At 65.6% G+C, this 17,945-nt stretch carries 18 protein-coding genes; 8 read left to right on the forward strand and 10 right to left on the reverse strand.

Features of this window, described 5'->3' with window-relative positions:
• Positions 1-11: 11 nt before the first annotated feature.
• Genes ACYVG8_RS14140 through ACYVG8_RS14160 form a run of 5 tightly spaced genes read right to left on the reverse strand, consistent with a single transcriptional unit; the run spans position 12 to position 3,261 of the window.
• Positions 12-1,223: an MFS transporter gene (locus ACYVG8_RS14140; protein WP_107889718.1), complete on the reverse strand. Its 1,212-nt coding sequence runs from the start codon at positions 1,221-1,223 to the stop codon at positions 12-14.
• A gap of 36 nt (positions 1,224-1,259) precedes the next feature.
• Positions 1,260-2,054, reverse strand: coding sequence for a sulfite exporter TauE/SafE family protein (locus ACYVG8_RS14145; RefSeq protein WP_028498823.1), 795 nt, complete (start codon positions 2,052-2,054; stop codon positions 1,260-1,262).
• A gap of 12 nt (positions 2,055-2,066) precedes the next feature.
• Positions 2,067-2,492 carry a DUF6691 family protein gene (locus ACYVG8_RS14150; protein ID WP_233495228.1) on the reverse strand — a complete coding sequence of 142 codons (426 nt, stop codon included), beginning with the start codon at positions 2,490-2,492 and terminating at the stop codon, positions 2,067-2,069.
• Between the two features lie 8 nt (positions 2,493-2,500).
• Positions 2,501-2,935: a YeeE/YedE family protein gene (locus ACYVG8_RS14155; RefSeq protein WP_028498825.1), complete on the reverse strand. Its 435-nt coding sequence runs from the start codon at positions 2,933-2,935 to the stop codon at positions 2,501-2,503.
• The gene (locus ACYVG8_RS14160; RefSeq protein ID WP_028498826.1) at positions 2,932-3,261 is read right to left on the reverse strand and encodes an ArsR/SmtB family transcription factor; all 330 of its coding nucleotides are present in this window, start codon (positions 3,259-3,261) and stop codon (positions 2,932-2,934) included. The genes ACYVG8_RS14155 and ACYVG8_RS14160 overlap by 4 nt, the downstream gene beginning before the upstream one ends.
• Positions 3,262-3,346: 85 nt before the next feature.
• Between ACYVG8_RS14160 and ACYVG8_RS14165 the strand changes: the two genes are divergently transcribed.
• Entirely contained in the window at positions 3,347-4,207 is an 861-nt protein-coding gene (locus ACYVG8_RS14165; RefSeq protein WP_112692383.1) for an MBL fold metallo-hydrolase, read from the forward strand.
• Position 4,208: 1 nt separating this feature from the next.
• Here the strand turns inward: ACYVG8_RS14165 and ACYVG8_RS14170 are convergent, their stop codons facing one another.
• Positions 4,209-5,615, reverse strand: coding sequence for a sodium:proton antiporter (locus tag ACYVG8_RS14170; protein WP_028498828.1), 1,407 nt, complete (start codon positions 5,613-5,615; stop codon positions 4,209-4,211).
• A 242-nt stretch (positions 5,616-5,857) separates the two neighbouring features.
• Between ACYVG8_RS14170 and ACYVG8_RS14175 the strand changes: the two genes are divergently transcribed.
• A complete protein-coding gene (locus tag ACYVG8_RS14175) occupies positions 5,858-6,124 on the forward strand; it encodes a hypothetical protein (protein ID WP_028498829.1) in 267 nt (88 codons plus the stop codon).
• 77 nt (positions 6,125-6,201) lie between these two features.
• Here the strand turns inward: ACYVG8_RS14175 and ACYVG8_RS14180 are convergent, their stop codons facing one another.
• Entirely contained in the window at positions 6,202-7,392 is a 1,191-nt protein-coding gene (locus ACYVG8_RS14180) for a branched-chain amino acid ABC transporter substrate-binding protein (protein WP_028498830.1), read from the reverse strand.
• Between the two features lie 185 nt (positions 7,393-7,577).
• Entirely contained in the window at positions 7,578-11,186 is a 3,609-nt protein-coding gene (gene putA, locus ACYVG8_RS14185) for a trifunctional transcriptional regulator/proline dehydrogenase/L-glutamate gamma-semialdehyde dehydrogenase (protein ID WP_112692382.1), read from the reverse strand.
• Positions 11,187-11,475: 289 nt separating this feature from the next.
• Here putA and ACYVG8_RS14190 point away from each other — a divergent pair, with 289 nt between their 5' ends.
• From ACYVG8_RS14190 to ACYVG8_RS14215, 6 genes are all read left to right on the forward strand, one after another.
• Complete coding sequence (locus tag ACYVG8_RS14190; RefSeq protein WP_028498832.1) at positions 11,476-11,961, forward strand: winged helix-turn-helix transcriptional regulator; 486 nt, start codon at positions 11,476-11,478, stop codon at positions 11,959-11,961.
• A gap of 176 nt (positions 11,962-12,137) precedes the next feature.
• Complete coding sequence (gene azu / locus ACYVG8_RS14195) at positions 12,138-12,587, forward strand: azurin (RefSeq protein WP_028498833.1); 450 nt, start codon at positions 12,138-12,140, stop codon at positions 12,585-12,587.
• A 218-nt stretch (positions 12,588-12,805) separates the two neighbouring features.
• Positions 12,806-14,002, forward strand: a complete 1,197-nt coding sequence (locus ACYVG8_RS14200) for a pyridoxal phosphate-dependent aminotransferase (protein WP_028498834.1) — start codon at positions 12,806-12,808, stop codon at positions 14,000-14,002.
• A gap of 125 nt (positions 14,003-14,127) precedes the next feature.
• A complete protein-coding gene (pgl, locus tag ACYVG8_RS14205; protein WP_146745039.1) occupies positions 14,128-14,829 on the forward strand; it encodes a 6-phosphogluconolactonase in 702 nt (233 codons plus the stop codon).
• Positions 14,830-14,916: 87 nt separating this feature from the next.
• Positions 14,917-15,153 (forward strand): type II toxin-antitoxin system Phd/YefM family antitoxin, encoded by a 237-nt coding sequence (locus ACYVG8_RS14210; protein WP_107889712.1) that lies wholly within the window; start codon positions 14,917-14,919, stop codon positions 15,151-15,153.
• Positions 15,153-15,533 (forward strand): type II toxin-antitoxin system VapC family toxin, encoded by a 381-nt coding sequence (locus ACYVG8_RS14215; protein ID WP_028498836.1) that lies wholly within the window; start codon positions 15,153-15,155, stop codon positions 15,531-15,533. Before ACYVG8_RS14210 ends, ACYVG8_RS14215 begins: the two co-directional genes overlap by 1 nt.
• 7 nt (positions 15,534-15,540) lie before the next feature.
• On the opposite strand, the gene zwf is transcribed toward ACYVG8_RS14215, so the two are convergent.
• On the reverse strand, positions 15,541-16,926 hold the full coding sequence (zwf, locus tag ACYVG8_RS14220) for a glucose-6-phosphate dehydrogenase (RefSeq protein WP_028498837.1): 1,386 nt from the start codon (positions 16,924-16,926) through the stop codon (positions 15,541-15,543).
• Positions 16,923-17,903: a phosphogluconate dehydrogenase (NAD(+)-dependent, decarboxylating) gene (gene gnd / locus ACYVG8_RS14225; protein ID WP_244879563.1), complete on the reverse strand. Its 981-nt coding sequence runs from the start codon at positions 17,901-17,903 to the stop codon at positions 16,923-16,925. The genes zwf and gnd overlap by 4 nt, the downstream gene beginning before the upstream one ends.
• Between the last annotated feature and the right edge of the window lie 42 nt (positions 17,904-17,945).

The following is a 17,945-nucleotide window of genomic DNA, read 5'->3' on the forward strand; positions in this document are numbered from 1 at the left end:
CGGCCGGGGAGCTAGCGTTCCCCGGCCGGCGCCACCCATGTCACCAGCAGCAGCGCCGCCAGCAGCGCACAGCTGCCGGAAAAGGCGAACGCCAGCAAGGGCGAGCCCAGGGTATACAACCAGCCGAACAGCAGGGATGCCGGCAGCAGCATGATGCCGGTCACCAGATTGAACCAGCCGAAGGCGGCCCCGCGCCCGCTGACCGGTGCCATGTCGGCCACCAGCGCCTTCTCCACGCCCTCGGTTGCGGCAATGAACAGCCCGTAACCGGCGAACAGCCCGAACAGCCAGGCGCCACTGTGCGTCGCCAGACCGAGCCCGGTGTAACACATCCCGTAGGCGGCATAACCGCAGACCAGCATGCGGATGCGGCCGACCCGGTCCGACAGCGCCGACAGCGGGGTCGAGAACAGCGTCGCCACCAGCGAGACTGCGGCCCACAGCAGCGGCACCTGCGCCTCCGGTACGCCCAGCTCCCGTGCGCGCAGCAGCAGGAACAGGTTCGACGCATTGCCCAGGGTGAACAGCGCAACCACCAGCAGGTAGCGGCGAAACGCCGGCGGCATGTCGCGCAGGCGCTGGCGACGGGCAAAGGCGGTTTTCAGCGCGCTGGCCGCATGCCGGGCGCCGATGCGCTCTGCAGTCACGACCGCCGGCTCGCGGATCGCGCACGCCAGCAGGATGCACAGCGCCGCCGGCAGGGCCGACCACAGGAACAGGTCGCGCAGCGGTACGCCGCGTGCCAGCAGCATGGCGGCCAGCAGCGGACCGATGACCGCACCGGCATTGTCCAGCGCCCGGTGCAGACCGAACACCAGCCCGCGGCGGTCGTCAGGCACGCTGGAAGCCAGCAGCGCGTCGCGCGGTGACGAGCGCAGCCCCTTGCCGACCCGGTCGCCGAAGCGGATCAGCAGCAGCCACGGCCACGAGCTCACGAAGGCGATCAGCGGCCGGCCAACGCCGGCCATGCCGTAGCCGACCAGTATCCACGGCCGCGCGCGGCGGGTGCTGTCCATGACGATGCCGGACAGCAGTTTCAGCAGGCTGGCGGTGGCTTCGGCTATGCCCTCGATCAGGCCGAGCACGCGCGGGCCGGCCATCAGCACCGATGACAGATACAGCGGCAGCAGCGGATAGAGCATCTCGCTGGCGCTGTCATTGACCAGACTGATCAGGCCGATCAGCCAGACCGTTCGCGGCAGGGCCCGCAACGCGGCGAACATATGCCGTCTCCGGTGAGGAATGGGAATGCGGGCAGTTTACCCCACAAGCATGGCCGTCTTGGCCAGCATGCCCAGCGCCACCGCCATCAGCACCAGGGCAAAACCCCGCTGGACCTGCGCCTGCGACCAGCGCCGCGACAGCCAGCGCCCGCCGAGCGCGCCCAGCGCCGTGGCAGCGGCAAAACCGAGCGTAATGCCGGCCGGCATGCTGACACCGTGTGCCAGTGCCGACAGCACGCTGCCGCTGCCGACCAGGGCGATGGTCAGCAGCGAGGTGGCAACGACCCCGTGCATGGACAGATTGGTGAACCGGCGCAATGCCGGCACGATGACAAAACCGCCGCCGACACCGAGCAGCCCGGTCAGCAGGCCGGTCAGCGCCCCGATGCTGCCGAGCAGGCCGGCGGTGGCCAGGTTCCAGTCGAAGCGCCCGGTTTCCGGATTGATCCGCGCCCAGCCCGGCGACGGGCGCTCCAGTTCATCATGGCGCCGCCACATCCGCCCCGCCGCCAGCAGCATGGCCACGGCGAACAGGCCGGTCAGCCAGACCTGTGATGCCTGATGGGCGATCCACAGCCCGAGCGACGAAAACGGCACCCCGGCCAGCGCCATCAGCAGTGACGCCCGGTAGCGTACCAGCCCGCGCCGCCAGCCCTCGAACGCGCCCACGGCGGAACTGCAGGCGACGGCGACCAGCGCGACCGGTGCCGCCTGCTGCATGCTCCAGCCAAGCCCGGCCACCAGTGCCGGCACGCCGAGAATGCCGCCGCCGGCACCGGTCAGACCAAGCACCACGCCGATCAGCACGCCCAGCAGCAGAACCATCAGCATGATCCGCCTCCGTCAGGGTGCCGGATGCCGGCGCGACCAGGCGGCAAACAGTGCCATGCCGGCCAGCATGGCCAGCGTAAACACGATGGCCTTGCCGACCCCTGCCCCGGTCAGCAGCAACGCCGGTCCCGGGCACAGGCCGGCCAGGCCCCAGCCGATGCCGAACAGCAGACTGCCGAGCCACAGCCGGCGATCGATCGCGGTCGCGGTCGGCAGCCGCATCGGCAAGCCCAGCCATGACACGGTCCGTCGGCGGGCCATGGCAAACGCCAGCAAGCCGACCACCACCGCACCGCCCATCACCAGTCCCAGCGACGGGTCCCAGTCGCCAGCCAGGTCGAGAAAGCCCAGCACCTTGGCCGGACTGGCCATGCCGGCCACGATCAGGCCCAGGCCAAAGACCAGGCCGGACAGCGCCGCAAACAGTATGTTCATCATTGTCTGTCTCACCCCGCCAGCAAATGGCGCATTACGTACACGGTGGCAAAGCCGGTGGCCATGAAGCCCAGCGTGGCGACCAGCGAGCGCGGCGACAGCCGTGACAGGCCACACACCCCGTGCCCGCTGGTACAGCCCGAGCCGAGCCGGGTGCCGAAGCCGACCAGGACGCCGGCCACGATCAGCAGCGGCCAGCCGGCATCGATCACGGCGGACGGCAGCGGCGCGGCAATCCGGTACAGCCACGGCGCCAGCATCAGCCCGGCCAGGAAAGCCACGCGCCAGCCGGTATCACCGCGCAGCGGGCGCAGCAGGCCACCGGCAATGCCGCTGATACCGGCGATGCGACCGTTGCACAATACCAACAGCGCAGCCCCGATACCGATCAGCGCACCGCCGGCCAGGGCGGTCCACGGGGTGAAATGCAGCCAGTCAATGGTCATGGCGTGTCGTCCTTCGGGCAGTACAGCAGGTACAGTGTGCCAAGCAGTGTCAGCACCTTGTCGTCGGCAACCGAGTAGAAAATGCGCTTGCCGTCGCGGCGGGTCGTGACCAGCCCTTCGGCGCGCAGCACGCCGAGTTGTTGCGACAGGGTCGGCTGCCGGATGCCGAGCAGGCTTTCCAGTTCGCTGACCGAGCGTTCGCCCTGCGACAGCTGGCACAGCAGCAGCAGGCGATCCTCGTTGGCCAGCGTGCGCAGCACGGTAGCGGTTTCAGCGGCGGCCAGACGCATGACGCTGATGTTCAGGTCCGGATGGGGTATGTCCATCTTGCTTCCTTGATGCGGATTGCCAATATTATATTGAATGATATTATGTATATCAACATATCGTTTACCTGCCCCCGGAGCCGCCATGTCGCCCAGCATCGAAGCCCTGCATGACAGCACGACCGCCACCGTCACCTATGTCGTCTACGACGCGCCGGGCGGCTACGCGGCCATTATCGATCCGGTACTCGACTACGACCCGAAAGCCAGCCGGACCGGCACGGCCTCGGCCGAACGCGTGCTCGACTGCCTGCGCCGGCACGACTTGCGCGTCGCCTGGATCCTGGAAACCCATGCCCACGCCGACCACCTGAGCGCGGCGCAGTGGCTGAAGGCGCGGGTCGGTGGCACGGTCGCCATCGGCGAGCATATCCGCAGCGTCCAGCGGACCTTCAGCGCCCTGTACCACCTTGGCGACGGGGCGCCGGCCGATGGCGCGCCGTTCGATCACCTGTTCCGGGACGGGGACACCTTCGCCATCGGCGCGCTGACGGCCTGCGCCCTGCACGTGCCGGGACACACACCGGCCGACATCGCCTACCGGATCGGCGACGCGGTCTTTGTCGGCGATACGCTGTTCATGCCCGATGTCGGCACCGCACGTTGCGACTTTCCCGGCGGTGACGCACGCCGGCTGTACCACTCGATCCGCAAGCTGCTCGCCCTGCCCGGCGACACGCGGCTGTTCATGTGCCATGACTACCCGCCGCCGGGCCGCGCCGCCGCCTGGGAAACGACGGTGAGCGCGCAGCGCCTCGGCAATATCCATGTCCGTGACGGCATCGGCGAGGACGACTTCGTCCACATGCGCACGGTGCGCGACCGGACGCTGGACATGCCGGCGCTGATCTGGCCGTCCGTCCAGGTCAACATCCGCGCCGGCCAGTTGCCGGCGGCGGAAAGCAACGGCATGCGCTACCTGAAGATCCCGCTCGACGCGTCATAGCTCAGAGACGGAAGAACAGCCAGGTCAGCACCAGGAACAGTGGCAGCAGGATCGCGCACGACCACAGCAGGAAGCCGAAGAAGCTCGGCATGGCGATGCCGCGCTGCTCGGCAATCGCCTTGACCATGAAGTTCGGCGCATTGCCGATATAGGTCAGCGCCCCCATGAATACGGCCCCCATCGAGATCGCCAGCAGGGTCTGCGGCAGTTGCGTCATCAGCGTGAACGCATCACCGGCGGCCAGGTTGAAGAACACCAGATAGGTCGGCGCATTGTCGAGGAAGCCGGACAGGAAGCCGGTCATCCAGAAGTACATGGCGTTGATCGGCAGGCCGTCCTCGCCGGACACCAGACTGACGATGGCCGCCAGATGGCCGTCACTGCCGGCGCGCAGGATGGCGATGGCCGGCGCGATGGTAATGAAGATGCCGGCGAACAGCTTGCCGACTTCCAGGATCGGGTCCCAGTTGAATTCGTTGCCGGCCCGCACCTGCTTCGGCGTCAGCAGCAGCGACAGCAGCGCCAGTCCGATCAGCAGCAGGTCGCGCACCAGGTTCTGCAGTTCCAGCGGGGTACCGAGCACATCGAAGGCGATGCCGGGTTTCCAGAAGCCGGACAGCAGCACGGCACCGATTACACCAGGCAGCAGCAACAGGTTCAGGCGGCCATACAGCTTCAGCGGCGTCGGCGGCGCGCCATCGTCCACGGCGACGCCATCGCGGCGGAAGTAATAGCTGTCGATCACGTAGAACACGGCCAGCAGCGCCAGCGACAGCAGCAGCACCGGCAGCGCCATGGCCTTGACGGTCCAGAAGAAGTCGACCCCCTTCAGGAAACCGAGGAACAGCGGCGGATCGCCCAGCGGCGTCAGGCCACCGCCGACGTTGGCGACCAGGAAGATGAAGAACACCACCACGTGCACGCTGCTGGCGCGGCCATGGTTGGCTTTCAGCACCGGCCGGATCAGCAGCATGGCCGCGCCGGTGGTGCCCATCAGCGAGGCCAGCAATGTGCCGATGGCCAGCAGCCCGGTGTTCAGCGCCGGCGTCGCACGCAGCGTGCCCCACACCAGGATGCCGCCGGACAGTGTATACAGAGAGAACAGCAGGACGATGAACGGGATGTACTCGGCCACCAGCGCATGCGCCAGCAGCGCCAGGGTGGTGGAACTGCCGAAGGTGATGGTGAACGGCAGCAGGAACAGCACGGTCCACAGGGCGGTGATCTTGCCGAAATGGTGATGCCAGATGCCCGGCGCAAAGATCGGGAACAGGGCAATCGACAGCAGGATGCCGCAGAACGGCAGGGTCCAGCCCAGACTCAGTGTGGTGCCATCGAGGTCGGCAGCACTCGCCACGCCGGGCAGCAGGAACAGAAACGGCAACAAGTGTTTCAGGATCGGCTTCATTCAGTCTCCAGCCCGGCTGGTACCGGGCATTCTGATGGGTCGAGGGAAATCGCAGGCGGAAAGCAGGCGGGAAACGCTAAAGTCGGCATAAAATATGCCGTTGAAAAAAAGCGAACGCACTGCACCATGCAGCAGCGAACAAGATAACGCCCTGTGACCACAAGACTCAAGTCGACGATCCATGCCGCCGCTCAGCCGGGTGCCGGTCGCCGGCCTGACACCGGACAAAACCATATCAAGTCATGAGTGAAGACAACAGCAACAGCAGTGGATACAACTATGCACTGGAAGTCAGGTTCGCCATCGGCGTCCAGCCGCGGGACGTCCGTATTCTCCACCGCTCGATGGCTTTCAAGTCGCATCTGGTCAGCGAATGGGCATTGATGCAGGAAGCCAAGGATTTTGCCCGCCGCCAGCTTGAGGATGAGGGTTTCCCGGCCAGCGAGGTCCGCATCCTCAATGTCACCGCCACGCTCGGCAAGAAGGTGATCGGCAACGAGAGTCGCTGAGCACCGCTTGCCGGTGCAGGCATGAAAAAACGGCGCGACAGATGTCGCGCCGTTTTTCACTTGATGACGCTCGCCAATCAGTGACCGCCGCCGATGGTTTCCAGCACGGTCCAGTTGCCGCCCTGGGCCTTGTAGACGGTGATGCCGCCTTCCTTCAGGTCGCCCTTGTCGTCATACGCCCAGGCCGACGAGGTCACGCCCGAGTAGTTGATCTTGGCCAGTTCCGGCAGGTACTTCGCCGGTTCGGCCGAGTTGGCCTTCTTCATGGCTTCGATCATTGCGCGGGTCGCGTCATAGCCGTACGGCGAGTAGGTCGCCACGTCCTGCTTGAAGCGGGCCTTGTAGCGGGTCTCGTAGTCCTTGCCCTTCGGCATCTGTTCCAGCGGCAGACCGGCCAGCGAGGCGATGGTGCCGTCGGCTTCGGCGCCAGCCAGCTTCAGGAAGGTCGGGGTCTTGGTCATTTCGCCGGAAACCAGCGGGGCCTTGATGCCCAGGCGCTTCATCTGCTTGGCCATCGGGGCCGATTGCGCATCGGCGCCACCGTAGTAGACCACGTCCGGGTTCACGCCCTTGATGGCGGTCAGGATGGCAGCGAAGTCGGTCGCCTTGTCGGTGGTGAACTCGCGCTTGAGGATTTCACCGCCGGCAGCCTTGGCCGCCTTCTCGAACTCGTCGGCCAGACCCTGGCCGTAAGCGGTGCGGTCGTCGATGACGACGATCTTCTTGCCGAGTTTTTCCACGACCCACTTGCCCATCACGCCACCCTGCTGGGTGTCGGACGTCATCGAACGGAAGGTGGTCTTGAAGCCCTGCTGGGTGTAGTTCGGTGCGGTCGCCATGGCGATGTTCGGAATGCCGGCATCGTCATAGATCTTCGACGCCGGGATCGCGGTGCCGGAGTTGAAGTGGCCGATCAGGCCGCTGATCTTCATGTCGGCGAACTTTTGCGCGATCTGCGTCGCGGTCTTCGGGTCGGCCTGGTCATCTTCAGCCACCAGTTCGAACGTCACCGGCTTGCCGTCGAGGGTCGGCTTTTCCGCGTTGGCATCTTCGATGGCCAGCGTGACGCCGTTCTTGTATTCCTCGCCGTAGTGGGCTTGCGGGCCGGTCAGCGGGGCGACGAAACCGATCTTCACCACGCTGGCGCCAGCGGCGGCAGCAGGTTGATCGGCAGCCGGCGCGGCCGCTTCATCCTTCTTGCCGCAGGCCACCAGGGCCAGGGCAGCTGCAACAGCAGCGGTAATCGTCAGCAGTTTGGTCTTGTTCATAGTCTTCCTCTCTACTTTGCAGGGCGAGCCCAAGAAAATATACGCCGTTTTGCCCGAGTGTCAGGCAAAGATGCCGTGCGGCATTCTAGCGAATTGTCATTGACCAAGGTATAGCCCTGGTTCTTCTTTTTTCGGGGTCGTGTTTTCGAGGGAGCGAGGGGCAAAGCCCCCCGCTCTCTCAGGCATCAGTCACCGATGCTCATCAGGCTGGCGTTGCCGCCGGCCGCCGTCGTGTTGATGCTGACGGCACGTTCGTGGACCAGGCGGAACACGTCGTAGCGGCCGTTGTCCCGCACCCGGTTCAGGCCGACGATTTCGCCGTCGCGACCGGCCAGTGCCGGCCGCAGCGAGGCGGCGACCTCGTCGTCATCGTACAGCGCAGCCTGTACCGGCGCCCGTTCGATACTGTCGGCCACGGCGATCTGCAGACCGGCCGGCAGGCGTGCAGCCAGCCCGGCGGCAGCCGATCCGGCCAGCACATAGGCCATGTTGCCGGTAGCAAAGACCGCGACCAGCTGGCGGACCAGTCCCGGCAGCGTCGTCGCCAGGCACAGCACATTGCCGCGCGGCACGAAGCGCAGGCGGTTGATTTCGCCGGTCGGGCCGGCAAACTCCATCGGCGTCAGCAGCGGCGAATGCTTGCGTTCATGACCGATCAGGCGGCTGATCGCCTCGCGATCGGCCTCGTCCAGTCCCAGCGTCGGCAGCAGGCCGGCCAGCGTTTCCAGCAGGGTCAGCCCGGCATCGCCGGCGGCAGTCCCCACCTTCGGCCGCTTGCCGGTCTCGCACAGGCGGTACAGATAGCACGGGCCGCCGGCTTTCGGACCGGTACCGGACAGACCCTCGCCACCGAACGGCTGCACGCCGACCACGGCACCGACAATATTGCGGTTCACGTACAGGTTGCCGACATGGGCCGTCTCGGCGATCAGGTCGATGGTTTCGTCGATGCGGCTGTGCACGCCCATGGTCAGGCCGTAGCCGGCGGCATTGATGTCGCGGATGACCTGGGCCATTTCGGCAGCGTGGTAGCGGACGATGTGCAGCACCGGGCCGAACACTTCGCGCTGCAGCTCGCCGATGGAACCGATCTCGCAGACGAACGGGGCGACGAAGGTACCGGTCGCCGGCACGTCCAGCGTGTGGAACCACCGGGCTTCGCGCTTCATCCGCTCGATATGTGCCAGCAGATTGCGCTGTGCCTCACCGTCGATGACCGGACCGACGTCGGTCGACAGCACGCGCGGATCGCCGACCACCAGTTCGTCCATCGCGCCACGGATCATGGCGATGACCTTGTCGGCCACGTCATGCTGCACATACAGCACGCGCAGCGCCGAGCAGCGCTGGCCGGCCGAGTCAAACGCACTGACCAGCACGTCGCCCACCACCTGTTCGGCCAGGGCCGAGCTGTCGACGATCATGGCGTTCATGCCGCCGGTTTCGGCGATCAGCGGGATGTCGCCGCCCCGGCGGGCCAGCGTACGGTTGATGATATGGGCGACATCGGTCGAACCGGTAAACAGCACGCCCTTGACGCGGCTGTCGGCGGTCAGGGCGGCACCGACGGTTTCGCCGCGGCCCGGCAGCAGTTGCAGCGCATCGCGCGGCACGCCGGCCTCGTGCAGCAGGCGCACGGCAAAGGCGGCGATCAGCGCGGTCTGCTCGGCCGGCTTGGCCAGTACCGGGTTGCCGGCAGCCAGGGCCGACACCACTTCGCCGCAGAAGATCGCCAGCGGGAAGTTCCACGGGCTGATCGCCACCACCGGCCCCAGCGGGCGATGGGTGTCATTGCTGAACTCGTTGCGGGCCTGCTGCGCGTAGTAGCGGCAGAAATCGACCGCCTCGCGCACTTCGGCAATCGCATTGGACAGGGTCTTGCCCGCCTCGCGCACGGCCAGCGCCATCAGCGCCGGCATGTTTTCTTCCATCAGGTCGGCGAAGCGCTCCAGGCAATCGGCGCGTTCGGCCGGCAGGCGATGCGGCCAGTCGGCCGCTGCGGCGGCCTCGAGGGCGACCGGCACGTCCTGCAGCCCGGCTTCGACCACGCTGCCGACGATATCGGCCGGATCGGCCGGGTTGCGCACCTCGGTGCGGAGCTCGCCGCTGTGGCTGCCGCCGGCCAGCAGCGGTTCGGCCAGCCACTGGCGGGCGCAGGCGTCATCCAGTCCGAGCTGCAGCGCGGCCAGCGTCTGCTCGTGGCTCAGATCGAGGCCGGACGAGTTGCGACGTCCGGCACCGTACAGGTCACGCGGCAACGGAATGCGGGCATGCGGCTCGCCACCGATGCGCGCCGCTTCGGCCACCGGATCGGCCACCAGCTCGTCGATGGACACCGCCTCGTCGACGATGCGGTTGACAAAGGAACTGTTGGCACCGTTTTCCAGCAGCCGGCGCACCAGATAGGCCAGCAGCGTTTCATGCGAGCCAACCGGCGCGTAGATGCGGCAGGCGCGGCCGAGCTTGTCGCCGCCGACCACCTGGTCGTACAGCGTTTCGCCCATGCCGTGCAGGCACTGGAATTCGAACTGCTTGCCTTCGCCAAGGTGATAGACCGCCGCCAGCGTAAAGGCGTTGTGGCTGGCGAACTGCGGGAAGATGCAGTCCTGCGCGGCCAGCAGGCGCTTGGCGCAGGCAAGGTAGGACACGTCGGTGTAGACCTTGCGGGTATAGACCGGATAGCCGGACTGGCCATCGACCTGGGCGCGCTTGATTTCGGCATCCCAGTACGCGCCCTTGACCAGCCGGACCATGAAGCGACGACCGGCGCGGCGGGCGAGATCGATCAGGTAGTCGATGATGAACGGACAGCGCTTCTGGTAGGCCTGCACCACGATGCCGATGCCGTCCCAGCCGGCCAGGTCGGCGTCGAACGCCAGTTTTTCGACCAGATCGAGCGACAGCTCCATCCGGTCCGCTTCCTCGGCGTCGATGTTGATGCCGATATCGTAGCGCCTGGCCAGCAGCATCAGCTGTTTCAGGCGGTCGTACAGTTCGCTCATCACCCGGTCGCGCTGGGCGCGGCTGTAGCGCGGGTGGATGGCGGACAGTTTTACCGAAATGCCCGGGCCCTCGATGATGCCGCGGCCATTGGACGCCTTGCCGATGGCGTGGATCGCCATCACGTAGTCATCCATATAGCGCTGGGCATCGGCTTCGGTCATCGCCGCTTCGCCGAGCATGTCGTAGCTGAAGCGATAGCCGCGCGATTCGCGCTCGCGACCATTGGCCAGCGCCTCGTCGATGGTTTCGCCGGTCACGAACTGCTTGCCGAGCATGCGCATCGCCATGTCGACGCCCTTGCGGATCAGCGGCTCGCCGCCCTTGGCGATCAGCTTGGTCAGCGCGTTCGACAGCCCGGCCTCGTTATGGGTGTTGACCAGCTTGCCGGTGATCACCAGCCCCCACGCTGCCGCATTGACGAACAGCGAGCGGCTGTTGCCGATATGGCTCGACCAGTCGCCACGGGCGATCTTGTCGCGGATCAGCTTGTCGGCGGTCGCCCGGTCGGGAATCCGCAGCAGCGCTTCGGCCAGACACATCAGCGCAATGCCTTCGTGGCTCGACAGCGAGAATTCGTGCATCAGTGCGTCGACACCGCTGGCCCGCGTACGCTTTTCCCGTACTTCGGTCACCAGCTTGCGTGCCAGCGACTGGACGCTCGCCAGCGTATCGGCACCCAGCGCCGCCTGCGGCAGCAGTGCCGATACGCACTCCTTTTCGTCGCGGCGCAAGGCGGCGGTAATCACGTCCATCAGCGGGCCCTGAGGGCGGGACAGCGTGGCGAAAGTCATTGCAGCTTCTCCTGATTTGCAGTTCTTCTACGTCTGTTGGTCTGTCCGACACGCGGTTTGCCAGATACTTGTAGCGCGCCAGTATTGGCTGCAATATTATGACAATGCATAGAAAACTACATTCTGATTACACGCGACATCGCAGAGTTTTGCTTGCCAAAAACACAAAAACACAGCATAAACCACGACAATCGCAGCAAAACAACAAAACATAAATACCAGCCAGCCCGTCACGCTGAGCGGGTAACAAAATACAGATCATTCATCTACAAAAACGGAGAAACAGAGGATGAAAAGAAGCAAGCCAAGGAAGACGCTTGACCTCATCGACCGGAAAATCCTCGCGCTTTTGCAGGACAACGCCAAGATATCGAACGTTGATCTGGCCGAACAGGTCCACCTGTCGCCCACCCCCTGTCTGGAGCGGGTAAAGCGTCTGGAATCAGATGGTTATATCCGCAAGTACGCCGCTCACCTGAATCCTCAGGTGCTGGACGCCGGCATGCTGGTCTATCTCGAGGTCAGCCTGCAGAACACGACCAGTGAAATCCTCGAAGAGTTCAACAGCGCGGTGCAGGGCATCCCGCAGATCCTCGAGTGCCACATGGTTGCCGGCGGCTTCGACTACCTGCTGAAGATCCGCGTGCGCGACATCCACGAGTTCCGCGACATGCTGGGCGAAATGCTGTCCCACCTGCCCTACGTAAGGGAAACCCATACCTACGTGGTGATGGAAGAGGTCAAGGAGTCGTCGCAGATTCCGCTGCGCCCCTGAGCAGGACCGGCAACAGCGGCTATAACGAGGCGGACGGGCGCGATACCGCACATGCGATTGTCCTCGACTTGATGTCGATCAAGACGACGGGATGGGCGCTGTATTCGAATGCCCCTCTTGCCGTCCGGTTTTGCCGGCCCCGGCCTGATTCATTCATCATGCACAGGAGATCATTCATGATCCGCAAACTCCTCGTTACCGCCCTGCTCTGCGCCGCCGCCACCCCGGTGCTCGCTGCCGCCCAGTGTTCGGTCGATATCGAAGCCAACGACGCGATGCAGTTCAACAAGAAAAGCATCGATGTCAGCAAGAGTTGCAAACAGTTCACCGTCAACCTGAAGCATGTCGGCAAGATGCCGAAGACCGCCATGGGTCACAACTGGGTGCTGACGGCCAAGGCCGACGAGCAGGCCGTGATCAGCGACGGCTCCAAGGCCGGCCCGGCAGCCGACTACATCAAGGCCGGCGACGCCCGCGTCATCGCCCACACCAAGCTGATCGGCGGCGGCGAATCCGCCACGGCCACCATCCCGGTCGCCAAGCTCAAGGCCGGCACCGACTACGTGTTCTTCTGCTCGTTCCCGGGCCACGCCGCCATCATGAAGGGCACGCTGAAGCTCAACTGAGCCAGCGCATCGTCAGGAACCCCCAGGCAGCAGACCTTCCCGGTCTGCTGCTTTTTCATGCCCTGCCGCCGGTCGAAGCGGTTGGGCCGCGCGAACATCAGGAGTAACATCACGTTCGCGCATCCCCATACATAATCGGGCGTGCTGCGCGCGCGGGTCGAGCGCGCGCAACCCCGGACTGCTCACCCCCATCCAGAAGCAAACAAAGGAAAGAGAAAGTGGAACTCTCGCACCGCGTGAACGCCATCAAGGAATCGCCGACGCTCGCCATCAACGCCAAGGCGCAGAAACTGAAGGCGGACGGCCGCGACGTCGTCATTCTGGCCGCCGGCGAACCCGATTTCGATACCCCGGACCACATCAAGGCCGCCGCGATCGAAGCGATCAACAAGGGCTTCACCAAGTACACGCCGGTTTCCGGTACCCCGGGTCTGAAAAAGGCCGTGGCCGCCAAGTTCAAGCGCGACAACGGGCTCGACTACGCCGTCAACCAGATCCTGGTGTCGGTCGGTGGCAAGCAGAGCTTCTACAATCTGTGCCAGGCCTACATCAACGACGGCGATGAAGTGATCATCCCGGCGCCGTACTGGGTGTCCTACCCGGACATGACCCTGCTCGCCGGTGGCGTGCCGGTCATCGTCGAATGCGGCATCGAGCAGGGCTTCAAGCTGACCGCCGCCCAGCTGGAAGCGGCCATTACGCCGAAAACCCGCCTGCTGGTGATCAACAGCCCGTCCAACCCGACCGGCGCCGTCTACACGCTGGACGAGCTGAAGGCACTGGGCGACGTGGTCCGCAAGCACCCGAACGTGCTGGTCGCCTCCGACGACATGTACGAACACGTGATGCTCGGCGACACCCGTTTCCACACGCTGCTGAACGCCTGCCCGGATCTGAAGGAACAGGTCATCGTGCTGAACGGCGTGTCCAAGGCCTACTCGATGACCGGCTGGCGCATCGGCTACGCAGCCGGCCCGCAGAAGCTGATCAAGGCGATGGAAAACATCCAGTCGCAAAGCACGTCCAACCCGACGTCGATCTCGCAGGTGGCCGCTGAAGCCGCGCTGAACGGCGATCAGGGCTGCATTGCGCCGATGCTGAAGGCCTTCAACGAACGTCACCAGTACGTGGTCGACTACTTCAACCGCATGCGCGGTCTGAAATGCCTGCGTGCCGGCGGTGCGTTCTATGCCTTCGTCGACGCCCGCGAAGCAATCCGCGTGCTGGCCGCCGAAGGCAAGCTGGCCGAGCAGACCGACATGGCGCTGGCCGCCTACCTGCTGGAAACGCAGGATGTCGCCGTGGTGCCGGGCTCGGCCTTCGGCGCGGAAGGTTACTTCCGCATCTCGTTCGCCACCAGCATGCAGAACCTGGAAAAGGCCCTGGGCCGGATCGAAAAGGCGCTTGCTGCCTGAGCGGTTTGTCCGCCGTCGATCAGAAAGGACCCCGAGGGGTCCTTTTTTTCGCCTGCCGTCCATGCGACGTCCGGCCGCCCGGTTTGGCGGCGGTCCGTCGCTTTTTTTCCGATAACAAGAATGCCATGACAAGAAAACTGCATGTATCCGACGACGCCGACAGCGTCGCCTGCGCCGCGGCCGAGGCGCTGATCGTCCATCTCGGCCATGCCATCCGCACCCATGGCCGCGCGCTGCTGGCGCTGGCCGGCGGCCGCACGCCGGAGGCGCTGTACCGGCGGCTGGCGGCGCCGGCCCAGTCTGCGCGCATCGACTGGCCACACGTGGTCCTGATTGTCGGTGACGAGCGCTGCGTGCCCGTCGACCACCCGGACAGCAACGAAGGCATGATTCGTCATCACCTGCTCGACCGACTGCCGACGGCACCGGCCGCGCTGCTCGGCTGGCACTACCACGGCGACCCGCAGGCAGCCGTGAACGCGTTCAGCCATGCCTTTGCCGCGCTGGACGGCGGTGTCGCGCCGCGACTCGACATCGCCCTGCTCGGACTGGGCCGTGACGGCCACACCGCATCGCTGTTCCCGCAGCAACCCTGCCCGCCCGGTATCGCCGCCGTGACGCATGCACCGGACGGCCAGCCGCGCATGACGCTCGGCCACGACACCCTGGCCGCCGCCCGCGCCCGGCTGTTCCTTGCCTGCGGCCGCGACAAGGCACACGCACTCGGCCTGGTCTGGCAGGGCACCGACCTGCCAGCCACCGCGCTGGCCAATGCCGAGTGGTTTGTCGACGAGGCCGCCGCCATTCACGCCGATGACGAGATGTAGGGCAACCGCAACAGGCGGCACCCGGAATGACAAATATGGCCATATATGGCTATATTCGGATCAGGCAGGATTCACAGGGCAAAGACCATGAGCACCACTGCACTCGCTGAAGCCAAGAATCATCTCTCCAGGCTGGTGGATGAGGCGGTTGCCGGCCGGGAAGTCATCATTTCCCGCCATGGGCGCCCGGTAGCCAGGCTGGTCGCGATAGATCATTGCACGGCGCCGCGTTTCGGTGCGCTCAAGGGCCGGCTCGACATCCCGGACGACTTCGACCAGCCACTGAGCGACGCGGAACTGGCCCTGTTTACCGGCACTGACTGATGCACCTTCTGCTGGATACGCACATTCTGCTGTGGGCCCTGGCAGATGATGACAGGCTGTCCCCGAGAGCACGGCGCGTCATTCAGGAAGCCAGTGACATTCATGTCAGTGCCGCAAGCTACTGGGAACTCGCCATCAAGATCGGACAAGGCAGGCTGCGGGCAGACCTGGCGGAAATTCGTCTTGCTGCCGGGCAAAGCGGCTTTGCCGAGATCGCCGTCAGTGGCGGGCACGCCCAGGCGACCCTGCATCTGGCAAACCACCACAAAGACCCGTTCGATCGCCTGATTGTGGCGACAGCCATGACCGAACCCATGCGACTGCTGACGGCAGACAGTCTGGTCGCGCAGTACACGGAACTGGCTCTGCTCTGCCCGTAGCAGCGACTCACTTTCCCGGACCGGCCGTCCGGTGCCAGCCGCCATTGCGCTGGATAAAACGGTTGGCCTCCTCCGGCCCCCAGCTGCCTGCCGCATACGGATAGACCGGACCGTGATCGGCCAGCACCGGGTCGACGATGCGCCAGGCCGCGTCCACCTCGTCCTCACGGGCAAACAGCCCGCCGTCGCCGCGCACCGCATCCAGCAGCAGCCGCTCGTACGGGCCGGCCGCGCCACTGCTCTGGTGGGTGGCAAACAGCTCGGTGGTCTCGCCCATCAGCGTGTCGCCACTGGCCTTGACCTGCACCCCCATCGCAATCACCACTTCCGGGCTGAGCCGGAAGCGCAGGTAATTGCCGTGCCCCGGGTGGTGCTCGCCGAATACCGCCTGCGGCGGGCCGCGAAACTCGACCAGTACCTCGGTCGCCGACAGCGGCAGCTGCTTGCCGGCGCGCAGATAGAACGGCACGCCGGCCCAGCGCCAGTTGGCAATCGACAGCCGGACGGCGGCAAAGGTTTCGACCCGGGAATCTGCGGCAACACCGGCTTCCTGCCGGTAGCCGAGATACTGGCCGCGCACCACGTTGCGGCTGTCCAGCGGCTCGATGGCACGCAGCAGGCGGGCTTTTTCGTCGCGGATGGCCTCGTCGTCGCTGCCGGTCGGCGGCTCCATGGCCAGGCAGGCCAGCACCTGCAGCAGGTGATTCTGGATCACGTCCCGAATGGCGCCGGCCTCCTCGTAGAAATGCCCGCGGCTGCCGACGCCAAAATTTTCCGCCAGTGTGATCTGCACATTGTCGATGTAGATCCGGTTCCAGACCGGTTCCAGAAAGCTGTTGGCAAAGCGGAAATACAGCAGGTTCTGCACCGCTTCCTTGCCGAGGTAGTGGTCGATGCGGAACACCTCGCGCTCGCGGAACACGCCATGCAGCACCCGGTTCAGCGCCCGCGCCCCGGCCAGGTCGCGCCCGAACGGTTTTTCCACCACGATGCGCGCGCCACGGGCCGCACCGGACTGCTCCAGCCCCTTGATCACCGCCGGGAACAGCGAGGGCGGAATGGCCAGGTAGTGCAGCGGGTGCGCACTGCGCGCCAGGGCGATCCGCAGTCGCTCATAGGTCGCCGGGTCACCGTAGTCGCCGGCGACGAAGTCCAGCCGGGCTTCCAGCCGCGCCAGCGCGGCAGCATCGGCACCCGGGTCGGCCGCCAGCGCCGCCTCGCGCACCCGGCGGGCGAATGCCTGCCGGTCCAGTGCGGTCCGGGCCACCCCTATCACCGGCAAGTCGATCTGGCGGCGAGCGAACAGCACCTGCAGCGCCGGAAAAATCTTGCGGAAGGCCAGGTCGCCGCTGGCCCCGAAAATCACCAGCGCGTCGGCGGCGGCGGACTTCATTTCTCCGGCACCGGGCCCGGGCCGGCAACGTGGCCGCCGAACTGGTAACGCAGTGCCGACAGCAACCGGCGGCCGAAGGCGTCCCGGTCACGCGAGCTGAAACGCTGGTACAGCGCCGCGGTCAGCACCGGGCTTGGCACGCCTTCGTCCAGGGCGGCACGCACCGTCCAGCGACCGGCACCGGAATCGGGCACCTGCTCGCTGAAGTCCGCCAGATCGCCATCCAGCAGCAGCGACATGGCCGACAAGTCCAGCAACCATGACGAAATCACGCTGCCGTGACGCCAGACTTCGGCAATATCGGCCAGATTGAAGTCATAGGCATAGTGCGCCGGGTCGATGCCGGGCCCCACCGTCTCGCGGCGGGCAAAACCGGCGCCACGCAGGATGTCGAAGCCCTCGGCCAGCGCCGCCATCACCCCGTATTCGATACCGTTGTGCACCATTTTCACGAAGTGGCCGGCTCCGGCCGGCCCGCAGTGCAGGAACCCGCGCTCGGCCCCCGCCGCGCCACTGTCATCGCCACTCGCCGGCGCCAGCGTCATGAACAGCGGTTCGAGCCGCTGCACGACCGCCTGCTCGCCACCGATCATCAGGCAATAGCCTCGCTCGCGGCCCCATACCCCGCCGCTGACCCCCACGTCGACAAAGGACAGACCGAGCAGGCCGAGGGTGCGGGCCCGCCGGATCGAATCCTGATAGAAGGTATTGCCGCCGTCGATCACGCAGTCGCCGGCACTCAGGAGCGGCGCCAGGGTGGACAGCGTATTGCTGATCTGGCTGGTCGGCAGCATCAGCCAGATCACGCGTGGCGCGACCAGTGCATGCACGAGCGCTTCCAGCGACGCGGCAGCCTTGCCACCATGGGACTGCAATACGCTCACTGCCTGCGGATCGGCGTCATACCCGGTAATCCGGTGGCCGCCATGCAGCAACCGCCGACTCATGTTTGCGCCCATCCGGCCAAGTCCGACCATGCCGATATCCATCTCCATCCCCTTGCTGCCGTGCGGCGTGCC

This window comes from Microvirgula curvata (assembly GCF_054781615.1).

Coding starts and splice junctions, on each gene's coding strand:
- ACYVG8_RS14140 (WP_107889718.1), bottom strand. CDS start 1,223: ATGTTCGCCGCGTTGCGGGCCCTGCCGCGAACGGTCTGGCTGATCGGC.
- ACYVG8_RS14145 (WP_028498823.1), bottom strand. CDS start 2,054: ATGCTGATGGTTCTGCTGCTGGGCGTGCTGATCGGCGTGGTGCTTGGT.
- ACYVG8_RS14150 (WP_233495228.1), bottom strand. CDS start 2,492: ATGATGAACATACTGTTTGCGGCGCTGTCCGGCCTGGTCTTTGGCCTG.
- ACYVG8_RS14155 (WP_028498825.1), bottom strand. CDS start 2,935: ATGACCATTGACTGGCTGCATTTCACCCCGTGGACCGCCCTGGCCGGC.
- ACYVG8_RS14160 (WP_028498826.1), bottom strand. CDS start 3,261: ATGGACATACCCCATCCGGACCTGAACATCAGCGTCATGCGTCTGGCC.
- ACYVG8_RS14165 (WP_112692383.1), top strand. CDS start 3,347: ATGTCGCCCAGCATCGAAGCCCTGCATGACAGCACGACCGCCACCGTC.
- ACYVG8_RS14170 (WP_028498828.1), bottom strand. CDS start 5,615: ATGAAGCCGATCCTGAAACACTTGTTGCCGTTTCTGTTCCTGCTGCCC.
- ACYVG8_RS14175 (WP_028498829.1), top strand. CDS start 5,858: ATGAGTGAAGACAACAGCAACAGCAGTGGATACAACTATGCACTGGAA.
- ACYVG8_RS14180 (WP_028498830.1), bottom strand. CDS start 7,392: ATGAACAAGACCAAACTGCTGACGATTACCGCTGCTGTTGCAGCTGCC.
- putA (WP_112692382.1), bottom strand. CDS start 11,186: ATGACTTTCGCCACGCTGTCCCGCCCTCAGGGCCCGCTGATGGACGTG.
- ACYVG8_RS14190 (WP_028498832.1), top strand. CDS start 11,476: ATGAAAAGAAGCAAGCCAAGGAAGACGCTTGACCTCATCGACCGGAAA.
- azu (WP_028498833.1), top strand. CDS start 12,138: ATGATCCGCAAACTCCTCGTTACCGCCCTGCTCTGCGCCGCCGCCACC.
- pgl (WP_146745039.1), top strand. CDS start 14,128: ATGACAAGAAAACTGCATGTATCCGACGACGCCGACAGCGTCGCCTGC.
- ACYVG8_RS14210 (WP_107889712.1), top strand. CDS start 14,917: ATGAGCACCACTGCACTCGCTGAAGCCAAGAATCATCTCTCCAGGCTG.
- ACYVG8_RS14215 (WP_028498836.1), top strand. CDS start 15,153: ATGCACCTTCTGCTGGATACGCACATTCTGCTGTGGGCCCTGGCAGAT.
- zwf (WP_028498837.1), bottom strand. CDS start 16,926: ATGAAGTCCGCCGCCGCCGACGCGCTGGTGATTTTCGGGGCCAGCGGC.
- gnd (WP_244879563.1), bottom strand. CDS start 17,903: ATGGTCGGACTTGGCCGGATGGGCGCAAACATGAGTCGGCGGTTGCTG.